Here is a 16,087-nt window from a genome sequence, read left to right as displayed (position 1 = left end):
AAAATGGATAGGGAAACCGGTTGGACAAACATGGCCCTGCAACATCAGATCGAGCATGAACAGGCGCTGCGTGAGCAGCGCACGGCACCTCCCCCACTCTTTCGGGTGGTCTTGCTGAACGACGACTACACGCCAATGGAATACGTGATCGTCGTGCTGCAGGAGTTTTTTGCAATGGGGGGAGAACAAGCCACCGTTGTCATGCTCAAAGTGCATAACGAAGGCCGCGGTATCTGCGGGGTGTACCCCAAAGACATCGCAGCCACCAAGGTGGCACAGGTAACCGAGCACGCCCGCGCACACCAACATCCGCTCCAATGCATCATGGAGGTAAACGAATGATCGCCCAAGAACTTGAAGTGAGCCTGCATATGGCCTTCATGGAGGCGAGACAGAAGCGCCACGAGTACATCACCGTGGAGCACCTCCTGCTCGCCCTGCTCGACAATCCGTCTGCCGCCGACGTATTGCGTGCGTGCGGCGCCAATATGGATGAGCTGCGCCGGGCACTCGGTGATTTCGTCGCCGAGCACACGCCGGTCGTTTCCGGCACCGGCGAGGTGGAGACCCAGCCGACGATCGGTTTCCAGCGCGTGATCCAGCGCGCCATCCTGCACGTGCAAAGCTCGGGTAAGAAGGAAGTGACCGGGGCCAACGTACTCGTCGCCATCTTCGGCGAGAAGGACAGCCACGCCGTGTATTTCCTGCACCAGCAGGGCATCACCCGGCTCGACGTGGTCAATTTCATTTCCCACGGTATCGCCAAGAGCCAGGCCAATCCTTCCCCGGCGCCGCGCAACGAAAGCAGCGGTGAAGAACAGGATGCCGAAGTCAGTGCCGGCGGCGCGCTGGAAAGCTTCACGCTGAACCTGAACCAGCAGGCGCTCTCCGGCAAGATCGATCCCCTGATCGGTCGCGACGCCGAACTGGAGCGGGTGGTGCAGATCCTGTGCCGCCGGCGCAAGAACAACCCATTGCTGGTGGGCGAAGCTGGCGTGGGCAAGACCGCAATTGCTGAAGGCTTGGCACGCCGCATTGTCGAGGGTGAGGTACCCGATATCCTCGCCGACGCCACCGTCTACGCGCTCGACATGGGTGCGTTGCTCGCTGGCACCAAGTATCGCGGCGATTTCGAGCAACGCCTCAAGGCCGTGATCAAGCAACTGGCCGAGGAACGCAACGCCATTCTGTTCATCGACGAGATCCACACGTTGGTGGGAGCTGGTGCGGCCTCAGGTGGCACGCTCGATGCGTCCAATCTCTTGAAGCCTGCGCTCTCGAACGGCACGCTCAAATGCATCGGCGCAACGACTTACAGTGAATTCCGCGGCATCTTCGAGAAGGACAACGCGCTGTCGCGTCGCTTCCAGAAGATCGATGTGGCCGAGCCGTCGGTGGCGCAGACTGTCGAGATTCTCAAGGGCCTCAAGGAAAAGTTCGAGTCGCACCATGGCGTGAAGTACACGCTGACCGCGCTCTCGACCGCTGCCGAGCTGTCGGCCAAGTACATCAATGATCGTCACCTGCCGGACAAGGCCATCGACGTGATCGATGAGGCCGGCGCAGCGCAGAAGATCCTGCCGCGCTCCAAGCAGAAGAAGACCATCGGCAAGGGTGAGATCGAGGATATCGTCGCCAAGATTGCGCGCATCCCGCCGAAGAACGTGTCGTCTGACGACAAGACTCAGCTCAAGACGCTGGATCGTGATCTGAAGAACGTGGTGTTCGGTCAGGACAACGCGATCGATGCACTGGCCACGGCAATCAAGATGGCGCGTGCAGGCCTCGGCAATCCGCAGAAGCCGATCGGCGCCTTCCTGTTCTCGGGCCCGACCGGCGTCGGCAAGACCGAGGTGGCGCGGCAGCTCGCCTATACGCTTGGTATTGAGCTGATCCGTTTCGACATGTCGGAATACATGGAACGGCACGCCGTCAGCCGGCTGATTGGCGCGCCTCCCGGCTATGTGGGCTTCGAGCAGGGCGGGCTGATGACCGAGGCGATCAACAAGCACCCGTATGCGGTGGTGTTGCTTGATGAGATCGAAAAGGCGCATCCGGACATCTTCAACGTGCTGCTGCAGGTGATGGACCACGGTACGCTGACCGACAACAACGGGCGCAAGGCGGACTTCCGCAACGTGATCATCATCATGACTACCAATGCCGGTGCCGAGGGCTTGAACAAGTCGGTGATTGGCTTCACGTCGAAGAAGGAAACCGGCGACGAGATGCAGGAAATCAAGCGCCTGTTCACGCCGGAATTCCGTAACCGGCTGGATGCGGTGATCCCGTTCGCGCCGCTGACACCGGAAATCATCCTGCAGGTGGTCGACAAGTTCCTGCTGCAACTGGAACTGCAGTTGCAGGAAAAGAAGGTGGAAGCGCATTTCACCGAAGCGCTGAAGGCCATGCTGGCCGAGAAGGGCTTCGATCCGCTGATGGGTGCGCGACCGATGGCGCGCCTGATTCAGGACACCATCCGCAAGGCGCTGGCCGACGAACTGCTGTTCGGTCGCCTGAACCATGGCGGCGAAGTCACCATCGATCTCGATGCCGATGGCAAGGTGATCCTGAAGATCGAAGAGGACGAGGCCGCGCCAGTGCCGGCCTGATGGTCACCTCCAAATAAAACGCCCCGCAACTGCGGGGCGTTTTATTTGGGCGTTACACCAGCAGCTAGGCAGGCTGCTGCACCACCACCGTCTGGGCAGGCATCGGCGCGGCATAGCCAGCTTCGATAAAGCTCTCGCGAATCACCCGGTTGGTTTCGAAATACACCTGCCAGTAGTGATCGTTGTGGCAGAACGGCCGCACCGCCAGCACCGGACCGACCAGGTTGAACTCCAGGATGTCCACCTCGATCGGCGGATCGGTCAGCACGTTTGGAATCGCGCCGATCTTGTTCTTCAGCAGCGCCACCGCCGCCGCGACGTCGGTCGAGCCCGCCAATTGCGCCTTCAACTCGACACGCCGGAATGGGTTGGCGGTGAAGTTCTGGATGTTGTCGCTGAAGATCTTGTTGTTGCCAACGATGGTCTGCACGTTGTCCATGGTGTTGAGGGTGGTCGCGAAGAGCCCGATCTCCATCACGGTGCCGGTCACGCCGGCAGCGCAGATGAAGTCCCCCACCTTAAACGGGCGCAGCACGATGATGAAAGCTCCTGCAGCGAAATTTGCGAGCAGGCCGGACCACGCCATGCCGATCGCCACCCCGGCAGCCGCGATCAAGGCCGCGAATGTCGTGGTCTGGATGCCAAAGTAACCAAGGATGCCGATCACCAGGATGATGTTCAGCGTGACGGTGATGATGGAACCGACATAGCGCAGCACCGTGGGATCGACGTGCTGCTTCTCCAGCGACTTGCGTACCAGGCCGACGGCAAAGCCGATCAACCAGCGGCCAATCACCCAGAAGAAAATGGCGGCGAGGATCTTGATACCGAATGCCGTGAGGTACTGCACGACGATATCCTGATAACGACCGACCGTTGCCGTGCCCTGCGTGAGCAGATCTTGATCCATGGATTCCCCCTAGTTTGAAAAATTTACCAATGACCGCTTCAAACTAGCAGAAGAAAATCGCAAATGTGATGTCAGCCTCGGGGGTGATGCAGACCATGCAGCGCTTGCAGCCGTGCCGTCGCCACGTGTGTGTAGATTTGCGTGGTACCAATGTCGGCATGCCCCAGCAGCATCTGCACAATGCGCAGGTCAGCACCGTGATTAAGCAGATGGGTAGCAAAGGCGTGGCGCAATACGTGCGGTGACAGCTTTTCCGCCGGAATACCCGCGATCACGGCATAACCTTTGATGATGAACCAAGCCCCCTGCCGAGTGAGTGGCTCGCCACGCTGGTTGACGAACAGTGTCGGCGCCTTGCGGCCGGTGCAGAGCAATCCATGCGCCTCGCGCAAGTAGCGCTCCAACCAGTGCTGCGCCTCCGCCCCCATCGGCACGATACGCTGCTTGCCGCCCTTGCCACCAACCACCTGAACGAATCCTTCATTCAGATGCACATGTTCGATCGGCAAAGCCACCAGCTCGGACACCCGCAGGCCTGTGGCATACATCAGCTCCAGCATGGCGCGATCACGCAAACCCGCCGGCTGTTCGAGATCGGGTGCATCCAGCAGCGCGGTGATGTGGATCTCTTCCAACGCTTTCGGCAACGGCCGTACCCTGCGTGGCGAGCTGAGCAGTTCGGTGGGATCGAGCGCAATGCGCTCGCTGCTGCGCCAGTGCCGATAGAACTTGCGCAGGCTAGCCAGACGCCGCGCCAGTGTCGCGGCCTTGGCCTCGCGCGCCTGGCGCGCGAGAAACGACTGGACTTGATCGCGCGTCGCCGCGAGCAAGGCACAGCCTTCACCTTCCAACCATTGCGCCCAGATCAGCAGATCGCGGCGATAGCTGTCCACGGTGTTGCTGGCCAAGCCATCGGCCAGCCATACGGCGTCGATGAATTCATCGATCAGGCGCTCGGACGTCGCCGACAGCGTCACAGCACGCCTTCGTGCCGCAGCAGGATGCGCTTGAGCGGCAGCCAGTCCACGCCATTGCGATTGGCGTTGAAGCCACCCAGGCCGTTGGCGGCGACCACGCGGTGACAGGGGATCACCACCGGCAGCGGATTGCGGCCGCAGGCAGTGCCGACCGCGCGCGGCACCGAGCCGATGCGCCAGGCGATTTCGGCATAACGCACGATGTCGCCGGCCGGAATCGCGGCAATCTGCTGCCAGACCGCGATCTGGTGTGGCGTTCCCTGCAATCGATAAGGCAGGTCGAAGCGGAAGTTCGGATCAGCGAAATAGGCATCGAGCTGGCGCGTCACTTCCTGTAGCAACGGCGTCTGCGCCACGCGCAGCGGCGCATCCGGTGGCAGGAAATCGATCAGCTGGATCACGTCGGCGCCTTCCATCAAGCCCAGCGGCCCGATCGGGCTTGGCGCGATGGCGTGATAGTCGGCATAAACGATGGGGTGCATGTACGGCATGGCACGCTCAGACGATGGCGAGGGCTTATCGTAGCCGAAAAAAAAACGCGAGTGAGGACACCCGCGTTTTCATCACCGGCCAACCGATTACTCGGTGGCAGCAGCGGCTTGCTTGCGTGCCGGCAGCTTTTCCTTGATACGTGCGGACTTGCCCGAACGATCGCGGAGGTAATACAGCTTGGCGCGGCGCACGTCACCACGGCGCTTCACTTCGACCGAAGCGACCAGCGGCGAGTAGCTCTGGAAGGTCCGCTCGACGCCAGTACCGGCCGAGATCTTGCGCACGGTGAAGGCGCTGTTCAGGCCAGCGTTCTTCTTGGCGATGACCACGCCTTCGTAGGCCTGCAGACGTTCGCGATTGCCTTCCTTCACCTTCACCTGCACGACGACGGTGTCGCCCGGTGCGAATTCGGGGAGGGACTTGCCCAGGCGGGCGATTTCTTCTTGCTCGAGTTGTTGAATCAGGTTCATGACCTAACACTCCTGTGTGAAGCTTGTTCCTTCTGCCCTTGCGGGTAACGCCGTAGTCAATCCGCCACGTGGTGTTCGGACTTGAACTCGGCCAGAAGACGAGCTTCCTCTTTTGAAAGCTGGCGTTTGGCAAGCAGCTCGGGGCGACGTAACCACGTCCTCCCCAGCGCCTGCTTCAGCCGCCAGCGCCGAATCGCGGCATGGTTGCCCGAAAGCAGCACTTCCGGAACCGCCATGTCGCGGTAAACCTCGGGACGGGTGTAATGCGGACAATCCAGCAGCCCATCCACGAACGAATCTTCCTGTGCGCTCGCCGCCGTGTTCAACACGCCGGGCAGCAAACGCATCACCGCGTCGATCAGCACCATGGCCGGCAGCTCACCACCGGACAATACATAGTCGCCCACCGAAACCTCTTCATCCACCAGCGTCGCGAGAAGACGCTCGTCGACACCTTCATAGCGACCGCACAACAGCACCAAGCCATCGCAAGCCGCCAGATCCACTACCTTGGCATGGTCAAGCGGCGCGCCTTGCGGCGAGAGGTAGACCACCCGCGGTGTCACGCCAACCTGCTGTTGCCGCGATCGCGCGGCAGAGATCGCCTGCGTCAGCGGATCGGGCAACATCACCATGCCGGGACCACCCCCATAGGGCCGATCATCGACCCTGCGGTAGTTGTCCTGGGTGAAATCACGCGGATTCCACGCCTTGAAATCGAAAATGCCGAGCTCGACCGCGCGCTGCGTCACCCCATAGCGAGTAATGGCGTCGAACATCTCCGGAAAGATGCTCACCGCATCGAACAGCACGCGACGCTCGGGCACTGCCATCTCAGTAGTCGAGGCCCCAATCGACCGTAATGGTCCGGGCTTCGAGCTCCACCTTGAGCACCACTTGGGCGACAAAGGGCAGCAACCGCTCTGTGTCGCCGTCCTTCACCACCAGCACATCATTGGCGCCAGTTTCGAACAGCCGCTCGACCACCCCCAGCGCTTCGCCCGCGGTATTCACCACGGCGAGGCCTACCAGATCGGCCCAGTAATACTCGTCGTCGCCAGCCGCAGGCATCCCACTACGCGGGATCGCCACTTGGCAACCCTTGAGCGCAAAGGCCATATCCCGGTCATCGACCCCTTCGAGCTTGGCAGCCAGCTTTTTCGGCTGCACCTGGCCTTCCTCGAAGACATAGGCGCGCCATTGGCCGTCACGGCCCAGCCACCACGTGTCGTAGTCGAACAAGCTGTCGGCGAACTCGGTATCGGCGACCACATTGATCCAGCCGCGAATACCAAAAGCCCCGCTCACAAAACCCATGGTCACCAGATCATCAGGGACCGCGGGCAGTGCGGGCGAGGCCGAATCCTTGCTAAGCGACACGAGCGCTTAGGCAGCCGGCTTGTACGACTTCAGCAGGCGAGCGACGGAATCGCTGGTCTGGGCGCCAACGCCAACCCAGTAGTTCACGCGATCGAGCGAGAAGCGTACGCCCTCTTCGCCATCCTTGGCTTGCGGGTTGTAGAAACCCACGCGCTCGACGAAGCGGCCATCGCGACGGTTGCGCGAATCGGTGACGACGATATTGAAGAACGGACGGTCCTTGGCGCCGCCACGAGCAAGACGAATCACAACCATTGTTTTGTACCCAGAATCGGTTTACGCGAAACTCGCAATTGTAGGCGAACAGCACGAGGCAACACAAGCACTTTGGCAACAAAGACTTGTGCGCACCCGACTACATGCCCGGCAGCATGCCTTTGAGGCCACGCATCATTTTCATCATGCCGCCCTTGGAGAACTGCTTCATCATCTTCTGCGTCTCCTCGAATTGCTTGAGCAGCCGATTCACCTCCTGCACCGAGACCCCGGCACCGGCGGCAATGCGTCGCTTGCGGCTGGCTTTAAGCAGCTCCGGCTTGCGCCGCTCCTCCGGCGTCATCGAATTGATAATGCCCTCGATGCGCGCCACGGCCTTGTCGGTAACATGATTGTTGGCGATCTCGCCCAACTGGCCAGCGCCCGGCAGCTTGTCCAGCAATGCGGACATGCCGCCCATCTTCTTCATCTGGCCGATCTGAGACTTGAAGTCCTCAAGGTCGAAGCCCTTGCCGGACTTGACCTTCTTCATCATCTTCAAGGCTTCGGCCTCGTCGACGGTCTTCTGCACGTCTTCGATCAGGCTCAGCACGTCGCCCATGCCGAGAATCCGGCTCGCCATCCGGTCCGGATAGAACGGCTCGATGCCGGAGAGCTTTTCGCCCACGCCGATGAACTTGATCGGCTTGCCGGTCACGTTGCGCACCGACAACGCCGCACCACCGCGTGCATCGCCATCCATCTTGGTCAGGACCACGCCAGTGAGCGGCAATGCCTCGTTGAATGCCTGGGCGGTATTCACCGCATCCTGACCCTGCATGGCGTCGACGACGAACAGCGTTTCGATCGGTTTGATCGCGGCATGGACGGCCTTGATCTCGGCCATCATCGCCTCGTCGATCGCCAAGCGGCCGGCGGTATCGACAATCAGCACGTCATGGAAGTGGCGCTTGGCATGATCAAGCGCGGCCAGCGCGATATCGACCGGCTTCTGGCTGACATCGGATGGGAACCACTCGACCTCGATCTGGGCCGCCACGGTCTTCAGTTGCTCGATCGCCGCCGGGCGGTAGACGTCGGCCGATACCAGTAGCACCTTCTTCTTCTGTTCTTCCTTGAGGCGCTTGGCCAGCTTGCCCGACGTAGTCGTCTTACCCGCGCCCTGCAAGCCAGCCATCAGCACCACAGCCGGCGGCACTGCCGCGAGATTGAGCGCATCGTTCTGCGCGCCCATCAGCTTGGTCAGCTCTTCGTAGACCACACCGACGAAAGCCTGACCCGGCGTGAGGCTGCCGATCACGTCCTGGCCCAGTGCGCGCACCTTGATGTCGGCGATGAACTGCTTGACCACCGGCAGCGCGACATCCGCCTCCAGCAGCGCCATGCGCACCTCACGCAAGGTGTCCTGGATATTGGCCTCGGTGAGACGGGCGTTGCCGCGCAGCGACTTGACGACCCCACCCAGCCGGCCGGAGAGATTCTCAAACATGGATTTTCCTCAAAGCACGCGGCGCGCTGGACGGCGCAACCCGCTCTGCTAGACTGTCGAATCCGCCGATTTTACCCCACAGCCCCGTGCCCTGGCTTGCCCTTACCGCTCTTGCGATCTACGCGTTGCTCGGCTGGCAGTTTTGCCGCACCCGACTTTCCGGCCACGCCACAGCGCGGCCGGGGCTCGAGCACGGCACGCTGCTGCTTGCCTTCGTGCTGCACGGCCTGGCGCTGTGGCCGCCACTGACCCAAGCGCCACTGCACTTCGGTGCCGCCGAAGCGCTGTCGATGACAGGCTGGTTGGCGCTGCTGGTCTACCTGCTCGGCCAGCTCACACTGCGCCTCGACGGCCTGCAGCCACCACTGCTGGCCGTGGTGGCGCTGCTGCTCGGCGCCAGCCTCCTACTGCCAACCGGCCACGCGCTTGATTACCCGCAGAACACGCTATCCCGGCTGCACTTCCTTGCTGCGATGCTGGCCCAGGGACTGCTTGCGAATGCTGCAGGCCTCGCCGTACTGATGCGCTTTGCCGACAAACGACTGCACCACGCCGACGCGCACCTCTTAGTGCAGAAGTTGCCGCCGCTGATGGCGCTGGAACGACTGCTGTTCTCGTGCATCACCCTGGGCTTTGCTTGGCTGACGCTGGCCCTGCTCACCGGCGCGTTGTTCGGCGAGACGATCTACGGCAAAGCCGTGGAGTTCAATCACAAAGTGCTGCTATCCGTGGCCGCCTGGCTTACCTTCGGCGCGCTGCTGCTCGGCCGTCATTTCAAGGGCTGGCGTGGCCGCACCGCCACCAACTGGACCCTGGCTGGTTGTGGACTGTTGCTGTTGGGCTACATCGGCACACGCGTGGTATTCGAAGCGATTCTGCACCGCTAAGTTCTTTCCCCCACGTTTGCGCTCCACTTCCCCGCCCAGCACTCGCGGCATCAAGCCCAGCAAAATAGCGGGTAGCCGCCCGACTTTCTTCAACTGGCCGGACTCTTGGCAACCTGGTCGCTCGGGCTGATCACCGTCCCGCCGCAGTTACTTCATCACCACATTCAACGCAACCGACCGCGCCACCGATCAGCCTTACACGCGGATGCGCAGCACCGGGCGACATTTGCTAGACTGCCCCAAAGGCCATCCGGGCCGTTCATGTAGCGCCTCACTAGCTTACTCATGTCCACCACCACTGCCCCGCTTTCCGGACTCGCCCGCCTCCTGGTCCAGCACGGCCGCCTGATCGAGGCCGACGCCGAAGCCTTGCACCAGAGCGCGACGAGCAACAAGCTCAGCTTTATCGAGCAACTAATCAGCAGCAAGAAGATGTCCGCCAAGGACGTTGCGGAATTTGGCGCCCAGGCGTTTGGCTATCCCTTGTTCGATCTCGACCAGATTGACAGCAGCTATATCCCGCAAGGCGTGCTCGACCCCAAGGTGATGCAGGCCCAGCGGGTAGTACCGCTATACAAGCGCGGCACCAAGCTGTTCGTCGGCATCTCGGACATCACCAACCTGCAGGCACTCGAAGAAGTTCGTTTCCAGTCCGGCTTGCAGGTCGAACCCATCGTCGTCGAGGATGGGAAACTGGTGGTGCTGCTCGGCAAATTGCTCGAAGCGACCGGATCCACACTCAAGGATCTCGACGTCAACGAGGCCGATCTCGATATCAGTGCTGGCGATGAACCGTCCGCCCCGGATGCCGTCAGTGCCGACGTCGACGATGCACCGGTAGTGAAATACCTGCAGAAGATTCTGCTTGATGCAATCAATGCTGGCGCCTCGGATATCCATTTCGAGCCGTACGAGAAGTACTACCGCATCCGCTATCGCCAAGATGGCATATTGCGCGAGATCGCCCAGCCCCCTTTGGCGATCAAGGAAAAGCTTGCATCGCGGATCAAGGTGATCTCCAAGCTCGACATCTCGGAAAAGCGCGTGCCGCAGGATGGCCGGATGAAACTCGTCCTCTCCAAGAGCCGCGCCATCGATTTCCGGGTCTCGACGCTACCAACCCTGCACGGCGAGAAGATCTGTATCCGGATTCTGGACCCGACCTCGGCCACCCTCGGCATTGATGCCCTAGGCTACGACCCGGACCAGAAAGAAGCGCTGATGGAGGCAATCCGACGTCCTTACGGCATGGTGCTGGTCACAGGACCGACCGGCTCGGGCAAGACGGTGTCGCTCTACACCTGCCTCAATATCCTGAACGAACCGGGCATCAATATTTCGACCGCCGAGGATCCGGCGGAAATCAATTTGCCGGGCATCAACCAAGTCAACGTCAACGACAAGGCCGGGCTGACTTTTTCGGCAGCCCTCAAGGCCTTTCTGCGCCAAGATCCGGACGTGATCATGGTCGGTGAAATCCGTGACCTCGAAACCGCCGATATTGCGATCAAGGCCGCACAGACCGGCCACATGGTGTTCTCGACGCTGCACACCAACGACGCACCGACCACGCTGACCCGTCTGTTGAACATGGGTGTCGCGCCGTTCAACGTGGCCTCGTCAGTCATTCTGATTACCGCGCAACGGCTGGGCCGACGCCTGTGCGCACAATGCAAGGTGCCGGTAGATATCCCTCCTGAGGCACTGCTCGACGCTGGATTCAGCAACGCCGATCTCGATGGCAGCTGGCAACCGTATCGACCCGTTGGCTGTGATGCCTGCAAGGGTACCGGCTATAAGGGCCGGGTCGGCATTTACCAGGTCATGCCAATTTCCGACGAGATGAATCGCATCATCATGAAGAATGGCACGGCCATCGATATCGCAGACCAGGCGCGGCGTGAAGGCGTACGCGATTTGCGGCATTCCGGCTTGATCAAGGTCAAGCAAGGCCTGACCTCACTCGAAGAAGTGATGGCTGTCACCAACGAATAACAGGGAGTTAGATTATGGCAAGACCTCCAGCTCGTGCCGCAGCCGCCAAGGTCAAAGAGTTCACCTTCGCCTGGGAAGGCAAGGATCGCAGTGGCAAGGTGATCAAAGGTGAAATGCGCGCCACGGGTGAAGCCGTATTGCGCAATCACCTGCGTCGGCAGGGCATCAACGTTGTTAAAATCAAAAAACAGCGCCTAAAGGCCGGCCGACGCATCACAGAACTCGACGTAACGATGTTTACCCGCCAATTAGCCACCATGCTGAAATCCGGCGTCCCCTTGCTCACCGCGTTCGACATTGTCGCCAAGGGCCACAACAACGCCTCAATGACCAAGCTACTAATGGAGATCAAATCAGACATTGAAACTGGCTCTTCAATGACCCAGGCATTTCGTAAACACCCAGCTTACTTCGATAGCTTATACTGCAATTTGATTCAAGCCGGCGAACAGGCAGGCATTTTGGATAGCCTATTGGCCCGGCTTGCAACATATAAAGAAAAAATCCTGGCAGTCAAGAAAAAAATCAAGTCAGCCCTATTTTACCCGACGGCGGTGATTGTAGCTGCATTTGTGATCACCGCTGTGATCATGATTTTCGTCATCCCTGCATTCAAGGATCTTTTTTCAAGCTTTGGCGCAGATTTGCCAGCCCCAACTTTGTTAGTTATTGCCCTATCGGATTTCTTCGTGAGCTACTGGTGGGCCATCTTCGGAGGTATATTTGGCGGCATTTGGGCTTTTCTAAAAGCATGGCGCCGCTCCGAGGCTATGCAAATCGCAATGGACCGCTTTATGTTGAAATTACCGATTATTGGCGAGATCATGAAGAACGCGACTATTGCACGTTGGTCCCGTACGTTATCCACAATGTTCGCCGCCGGTGTACCACTGGTAGAATCGCTTGATTCCGTGGCAGGAGCGTCTGGAAATTATATATATAAAATGGCAACCAAGAAGATTCAAACGGAAGTGGCCACTGGGGTAAGCCTAACCGTGGCCATGCAAAATGCTCAAGTCTTTCCGAACATGGTGCTACAAATGGCCTCTATTGGTGAAGAGTCCGGCTCGCTAGATGCCATGTTAAGCAAAGTTGCCGACTACTATGAAGAAGAAGTGGACAACGCCGTCGAGGCCCTCTCAAGCCTCATGGAGCCCATCATCATGGTTGTGCTTGGCACGTTGATCGGGGGCTTGGTCATTGCAATGTATCTGCCAATTTTCAAAATGGGCGAAGCAGTAGGCTAAGAATAATGATCGATTCACTTGTTGAAGACCCGCTGCCTTATAGCGGGTTTTTGTTCCTACTCGGTCTGCTCGTGGGCAGTTTTCTCAACGTCGTCATCCATCGCCTACCCAAGATGATCGAGGCGGAATTTCGCCACGAATGCGCGACGCTCAACCTGGGCGACGATGCGCCACCGCCTGCCAGAGCGAGCTATAACCTTGTAGTCCCCCGTTCGGCCTGCCCGCACTGCGGGCATCAGATCACCGCGCTGGAGAATATCCCGATCGTGAGTTATCTCGTGCTGCGCGGCCGCTGCCGCGGCTGTGACGCACGAATCAGCCCGCGCTACCCATTGGTCGAATTACTCACCGCGCTGCTCAGTGCCACAGTGGCGTGGATGTTTGGCCCCAGCTTGGCTGGCCTTGCCGCGGTCGTGCTCACCTGGGCGCTGATCGCACTGATCTTCATCGATGCGGATACCTACCTGTTGCCGGATTCGATCACGCTGCCCCTGCTCTGGCTGGGTTTGCTGATCAATCTAGGTGACGCTGGCTTCACCTCGCTGACAAGCGCGGTGGTTGGTGCAGTTGCTGGCTATCTGTCGTTATGGACCGTCTACTGGGCATTCAAACTGCTCACCGGCAAGGAGGGCATGGGTTATGGCGACTTCAAGTTGCTTGCCGCACTTGGCGCTTGGTTCGGCTGGCAAGTGCTACCGGTGATCATTCTGCTGTCGTCGCTGGCCGGTGCAGTCATCGGCATTGCACTGGTACTCGCCGCAAAGCGTGGTTTCGGCAAGCCGATGCCATTCGGCCCCTACTTGGGCATCGCCGGCTGGCTCACGCTGTTATGTGGGCCACAGTTGCAACAACTGCTGTTCCCCACCTTCTAGCCATGCGCGTCGTCGGGCTCACCGGTGGTGTGGGTAGCGGAAAATCAGCTGCCAGCCTCTACTTCGCCGAGCTCGGCGTACCAGTGGTCGACACCGATGAGATTGCGCGCGTCGAAGTCGCCCCGGGCGCGGCGACACTTGCACAAATCGCCGCAACGTTCGGCTCGCATTTCATTACCCCCGCCGGCGAGCTGGATCGGGCCGCGTTGCGCGAACTGGTGTTTGCCGATTCCGCAGCCAAGGCGCAACTCGAACATATCCTGCACCCCCGCATCCTCGCGCGCAGCACGGAGAAACTGGCTGCGCTCGCCAAGGCCCATCGCTACGCCGTGCTGGTTGTACCCCTGCTGCTGGAAGCACCGGGCTTCATCGATCTGGTCGACCGGATTCTGGTAATCGATGTGCCGGAAGCCGTCCAACTTGCGCGAGTGGCTGCTCGCCCCGGGCTAGATGACGCCATGGCCAGGCGCATCATCGCGCAACAGGCAAGTCGAGCGCTCCGCTTGCAGCAGGCGGACGATATCCTGATCAACGACCGCGATCTCGATGCGCTGAAGCAAGCGGTTGCAAAACTCCATGTCCAATACCTGGCTTGGACGCGTGATGATGAAACAAAGCTTACGTAGCGGGTTTTCAAAGCTGCGTACATACTGCAGAATTGCTTATCTTTCTGCACCCGGCTCGTCGTGATCAGCTACGAATTCCCCATCAACGAGCGCATCCGCACTCTGCTGCGGCTGGAGCATCTGTACGACCGCACGGCGTTGTTCGCCGGTCGACAGGAAGCCGTCGACCACCATACGGCGCTGCTGGGCATCTTCGAGATCATGGAAGTCGCCAGCCGGGCAGATCTGAAGTCGGATCTGTTGCAGGAGCTGGAACGTCAACGCCAGGCCCTCGCCGCGCTGCGCAACAATCCACATATCTCCGAAGCCGCGCTGGAAGACGTGCTGGGCGAAATCGAGGTCACCCATGCGCGCATGCTGGACATGACCGGCAAGTTCGGCCAGTACCTGCGCGAGAACGAGTGGCTGATGACGATCAAGCAGCGCCTGTCGATTCCCGGTGGCGCCTGCGAGTTCGACCTGCCGTCCTATCATTACTGGCAGCAGTTGCCGGCCGAGCGCCGGCAGGCCGACATCGACCGCTGGTTCCGTCCGCTCACGCCGATCAAACAGGGCATCGATATCGTGTTGCGCCTGCTGCGCGATTCAGCTCGGGTCAGCCATTACACCGCTCATCAAGGTACGTTCCAGCAAATGTCCGGCGGCAAGACCATCCAGATGCTGCGTGTCACCCTGCCCTCTGATCTCCCAGTGGTTCCGGAGTTGTCAGCCAACCGCTACGCCATCAACGTCCGTTTCGTACATCCGTCAACCAGTGGCGAACGCGCGCGCGTGGTCGATAGCGACATCGAATTCGGTCTCGGTTATTGCAATCTGTGAAACCTCGCCTCGTTCCCTGCCCCGCCTGCGGCACCCCTGCCGCGTTCTCCCCGGAAAATCCGTACCGACCGTTCTGCTCGGCCCGCTGTCGCACCGAGGACTTGGCCGGCTGGGCGGAAGAGCGCTACCGCATCCCAGGCAGCGACTCGGCCAACGAAGACCCAAACGGCAACTGAACACCTAGCGTGAGGGTTCACACGCTGTCATCACAGCGCCAATAATTCGTCATCTGCTCGTCATTGGATCGCCTTACTGTGTGCCTCACACACGGAGGAATACCGATGCTGCAGCAACTGCAAACCGGCACCGAAAAACGCAGACGCGCACTGTCGCTGGCATTCGCCAGCACCCAGGATCACATTCGTGCAGCGCAGGCCTTGCGCTATCGGGTTTTCGCCGAAGAGATGGGTGCCCGCCTCAATGCCAAGGAACCGGGCCTCGATCAGGATCTGTTCGACGCCTATTGCGAACACCTTTTGGTGCTCGACGACGAGACCGGCGAGGTAGTCGGCACCTACCGCATTCTGCCCCCGCACCAGGCTCGCAAGCTTGGCAGCTACTACTCCGACACCGAGTTCGACCTGACCCGGCTGCAACATCTGCGCAATCAGTTCGTCGAAGTCGGACGCTCCTGTGTGCACCCGGATTACCGTACCGGCGCCACCATTGCGCTGCTGTGGTCGGGCCTTGCCGAATACATGCACCGCCATGGCTACCAGTACCTGATCGGCTGTGCTTCGATGTCGCTGGCCGATGGTGGCCATCATGCGGCCAGCCTCTATCGCAAGCTGGCGGAAACCGCGATGTCGCCGGTGGAATGGCGTGTATTTCCCCGCTGCCCACTGCCGCTCGCCGCGCTGGATCAGAAGACCCCGGTGGAAGTCCCGCCGCTGATCAAGGGTTACCTGCGCGCCGGTGCGCTGATCTGCGGCGAACCCGCCTGGGATCCGGACTTCAATACCGCCGACCTGTTCGTCCTCCTGCCCATGCAAAAGATCGATGCCCGTTACGCCCGGCACTTCATACGCTGAATTCGAACTGGAACCGCTGGACGCAATAAGCACATGGCCTGATCCGGACGATGCCGCTACACTC

18 protein-coding genes are annotated in these 16,087 nt (G+C 60.1%); 10 read left to right on the top strand and 8 right to left on the bottom strand.

All coding sequences use genetic code 11. From position 1 onward, the window contains the following. The first annotated feature begins 30 nt into the window (after nucleotides 1-30). Nucleotides 31-342 (top strand): ATP-dependent Clp protease adapter ClpS, encoded by a 312-nt coding sequence (gene clpS / locus FLM21_RS05400; RefSeq protein WP_148714581.1) that lies wholly within the window; start codon nucleotides 31-33, stop codon nucleotides 340-342. After that, entirely contained in the window at nucleotides 339-2,612 is a 2,274-nt protein-coding gene (gene clpA / locus FLM21_RS05395) for an ATP-dependent Clp protease ATP-binding subunit ClpA (RefSeq protein ID WP_148714580.1), read from the top strand. Before clpS ends, clpA begins: the two co-directional genes overlap by 4 nt. Nucleotides 2,613-2,676: 64 nt before the next feature. Here the strand turns inward: clpA and FLM21_RS05390 are convergent, their stop codons facing one another. The 8 genes from FLM21_RS05390 to ffh form a co-directional block, all read right to left on the bottom strand. Continuing rightward, entirely contained in the window at nucleotides 2,677-3,522 is an 846-nt protein-coding gene (locus FLM21_RS05390; RefSeq protein WP_148714579.1) for a mechanosensitive ion channel family protein, read from the bottom strand. A 71-nt stretch (nucleotides 3,523-3,593) separates the two neighbouring features. Continuing rightward, on the bottom strand, nucleotides 3,594-4,499 hold the full coding sequence (gene xerD / locus FLM21_RS05385; protein ID WP_308418778.1) for a site-specific tyrosine recombinase XerD: 906 nt from the start codon (nucleotides 4,497-4,499) through the stop codon (nucleotides 3,594-3,596). After that, complete coding sequence (locus FLM21_RS05380; protein WP_246120826.1) at nucleotides 4,496-4,990, bottom strand: methylated-DNA--[protein]-cysteine S-methyltransferase; 495 nt, start codon at nucleotides 4,988-4,990, stop codon at nucleotides 4,496-4,498. Before FLM21_RS05380 ends, xerD begins: the two co-directional genes overlap by 4 nt. Nucleotides 4,991-5,077: 87 nt before the next feature. Next, nucleotides 5,078-5,461 carry a 50S ribosomal protein L19 gene (gene rplS / locus FLM21_RS05375; RefSeq protein WP_148714578.1) on the bottom strand — a complete coding sequence of 128 codons (384 nt, stop codon included), beginning with the start codon at nucleotides 5,459-5,461 and terminating at the stop codon, nucleotides 5,078-5,080. Nucleotides 5,462-5,517: 56 nt separating this feature from the next. Beyond that, entirely contained in the window at nucleotides 5,518-6,273 is a 756-nt protein-coding gene (gene trmD / locus FLM21_RS05370) for a tRNA (guanosine(37)-N1)-methyltransferase TrmD (protein WP_148717454.1), read from the bottom strand. Between the two features lie 22 nt (nucleotides 6,274-6,295). Next, nucleotides 6,296-6,778, bottom strand: a complete 483-nt coding sequence (rimM, locus tag FLM21_RS05365) for a ribosome maturation factor RimM (RefSeq protein ID WP_148717453.1) — start codon at nucleotides 6,776-6,778, stop codon at nucleotides 6,296-6,298. Between the two features lie 69 nt (nucleotides 6,779-6,847). Then, nucleotides 6,848-7,096 (bottom strand): 30S ribosomal protein S16, encoded by a 249-nt coding sequence (rpsP, locus tag FLM21_RS05360; RefSeq protein ID WP_148714577.1) that lies wholly within the window; start codon nucleotides 7,094-7,096, stop codon nucleotides 6,848-6,850. Nucleotides 7,097-7,196: 100 nt separating this feature from the next. Further along, a complete protein-coding gene (gene ffh, locus FLM21_RS05355; RefSeq protein ID WP_148714576.1) occupies nucleotides 7,197-8,546 on the bottom strand; it encodes a signal recognition particle protein in 1,350 nt (449 codons plus the stop codon). An 86-nt stretch (nucleotides 8,547-8,632) separates the two neighbouring features. Here ffh and FLM21_RS05350 point away from each other — a divergent pair, with 86 nt between their 5' ends. The 8 genes from FLM21_RS05350 to FLM21_RS05315 all read left to right on the top strand — a co-directional run bounded on the left by FLM21_RS05350 (nucleotide 8,633) and on the right by FLM21_RS05315 (nucleotide 16,023). Further along, nucleotides 8,633-9,433 (top strand): cytochrome C assembly family protein, encoded by an 801-nt coding sequence (locus FLM21_RS05350; RefSeq protein WP_187360100.1) that lies wholly within the window; start codon nucleotides 8,633-8,635, stop codon nucleotides 9,431-9,433. 285 nt (nucleotides 9,434-9,718) lie between these two features. Next, the gene (pilB, locus tag FLM21_RS05345) at nucleotides 9,719-11,428 is read left to right on the top strand and encodes a type IV-A pilus assembly ATPase PilB (protein ID WP_148714574.1); all 1,710 of its coding nucleotides are present in this window, start codon (nucleotides 9,719-9,721) and stop codon (nucleotides 11,426-11,428) included. Between the two features lie 14 nt (nucleotides 11,429-11,442). Continuing rightward, nucleotides 11,443-12,675 carry a type II secretion system F family protein gene (locus FLM21_RS05340; protein ID WP_148714573.1) on the top strand — a complete coding sequence of 411 codons (1,233 nt, stop codon included), beginning with the start codon at nucleotides 11,443-11,445 and terminating at the stop codon, nucleotides 12,673-12,675. A 5-nt stretch (nucleotides 12,676-12,680) separates the two neighbouring features. After that, entirely contained in the window at nucleotides 12,681-13,547 is an 867-nt protein-coding gene (locus tag FLM21_RS05335) for a prepilin peptidase (protein ID WP_148714572.1), read from the top strand. A gap of 2 nt (nucleotides 13,548-13,549) precedes the next feature. Continuing rightward, a complete protein-coding gene (coaE, locus tag FLM21_RS05330; protein WP_148714571.1) occupies nucleotides 13,550-14,173 on the top strand; it encodes a dephospho-CoA kinase in 624 nt (207 codons plus the stop codon). 60 nt (nucleotides 14,174-14,233) lie between these two features. Then, nucleotides 14,234-14,992 (top strand): cell division protein ZapD, encoded by a 759-nt coding sequence (zapD, locus tag FLM21_RS05325; RefSeq protein ID WP_148714570.1) that lies wholly within the window; start codon nucleotides 14,234-14,236, stop codon nucleotides 14,990-14,992. Beyond that, on the top strand, nucleotides 14,989-15,168 hold the full coding sequence (locus FLM21_RS05320; protein ID WP_222846779.1) for a DNA gyrase inhibitor YacG: 180 nt from the start codon (nucleotides 14,989-14,991) through the stop codon (nucleotides 15,166-15,168). The genes zapD and FLM21_RS05320 overlap by 4 nt, the downstream gene beginning before the upstream one ends. 105 nt (nucleotides 15,169-15,273) lie before the next feature. After that, nucleotides 15,274-16,023 (top strand): GNAT family N-acetyltransferase, encoded by a 750-nt coding sequence (locus FLM21_RS05315; RefSeq protein ID WP_148714568.1) that lies wholly within the window; start codon nucleotides 15,274-15,276, stop codon nucleotides 16,021-16,023. The last annotated feature ends 64 nt before the right edge of the window (nucleotides 16,024-16,087 follow it).

Origin of the sequence: Chitinolyticbacter meiyuanensis, from assembly GCF_008033135.1 — a bacterium.
GTDB classification, from domain to species: Bacteria; Pseudomonadota; Gammaproteobacteria; order Burkholderiales; family Chitinibacteraceae; genus Chitinolyticbacter; species Chitinolyticbacter meiyuanensis.
The sequence above is the reverse complement of the archived record's forward strand: the minus strand, read 5'-3'. Positions and strand labels throughout refer to the sequence as shown.

Coding starts and splice junctions, on each gene's coding strand:
- clpS (WP_148714581.1), top strand. CDS start 31: ATGGCCCTGCAACATCAGATCGAGCATGAACAGGCGCTGCGTGAGCAG.
- clpA (WP_148714580.1), top strand. CDS start 339: ATGATCGCCCAAGAACTTGAAGTGAGCCTGCATATGGCCTTCATGGAG.
- FLM21_RS05390 (WP_148714579.1), bottom strand. CDS start 3,522: ATGGATCAAGATCTGCTCACGCAGGGCACGGCAACGGTCGGTCGTTAT.
- FLM21_RS05380 (WP_246120826.1), bottom strand. CDS start 4,990: ATGCCGTACATGCACCCCATCGTTTATGCCGACTATCACGCCATCGCG.
- rplS (WP_148714578.1), bottom strand. CDS start 5,461: ATGAACCTGATTCAACAACTCGAGCAAGAAGAAATCGCCCGCCTGGGC.
- rimM (WP_148717453.1), bottom strand. CDS start 6,778: ATGGGTTTTGTGAGCGGGGCTTTTGGTATTCGCGGCTGGATCAATGTG.
- rpsP (WP_148714577.1), bottom strand. CDS start 7,096: ATGGTTGTGATTCGTCTTGCTCGTGGCGGCGCCAAGGACCGTCCGTTC.
- ffh (WP_148714576.1), bottom strand. CDS start 8,546: ATGTTTGAGAATCTCTCCGGCCGGCTGGGTGGGGTCGTCAAGTCGCTG.
- pilB (WP_148714574.1), top strand. CDS start 9,719: ATGTCCACCACCACTGCCCCGCTTTCCGGACTCGCCCGCCTCCTGGTC.
- FLM21_RS05340 (WP_148714573.1), top strand. CDS start 11,443: ATGGCAAGACCTCCAGCTCGTGCCGCAGCCGCCAAGGTCAAAGAGTTC.
- FLM21_RS05335 (WP_148714572.1), top strand. CDS start 12,681: ATGATCGATTCACTTGTTGAAGACCCGCTGCCTTATAGCGGGTTTTTG.
- coaE (WP_148714571.1), top strand. CDS start 13,550: ATGCGCGTCGTCGGGCTCACCGGTGGTGTGGGTAGCGGAAAATCAGCT.
- FLM21_RS05315 (WP_148714568.1), top strand. CDS start 15,274: ATGCTGCAGCAACTGCAAACCGGCACCGAAAAACGCAGACGCGCACTG.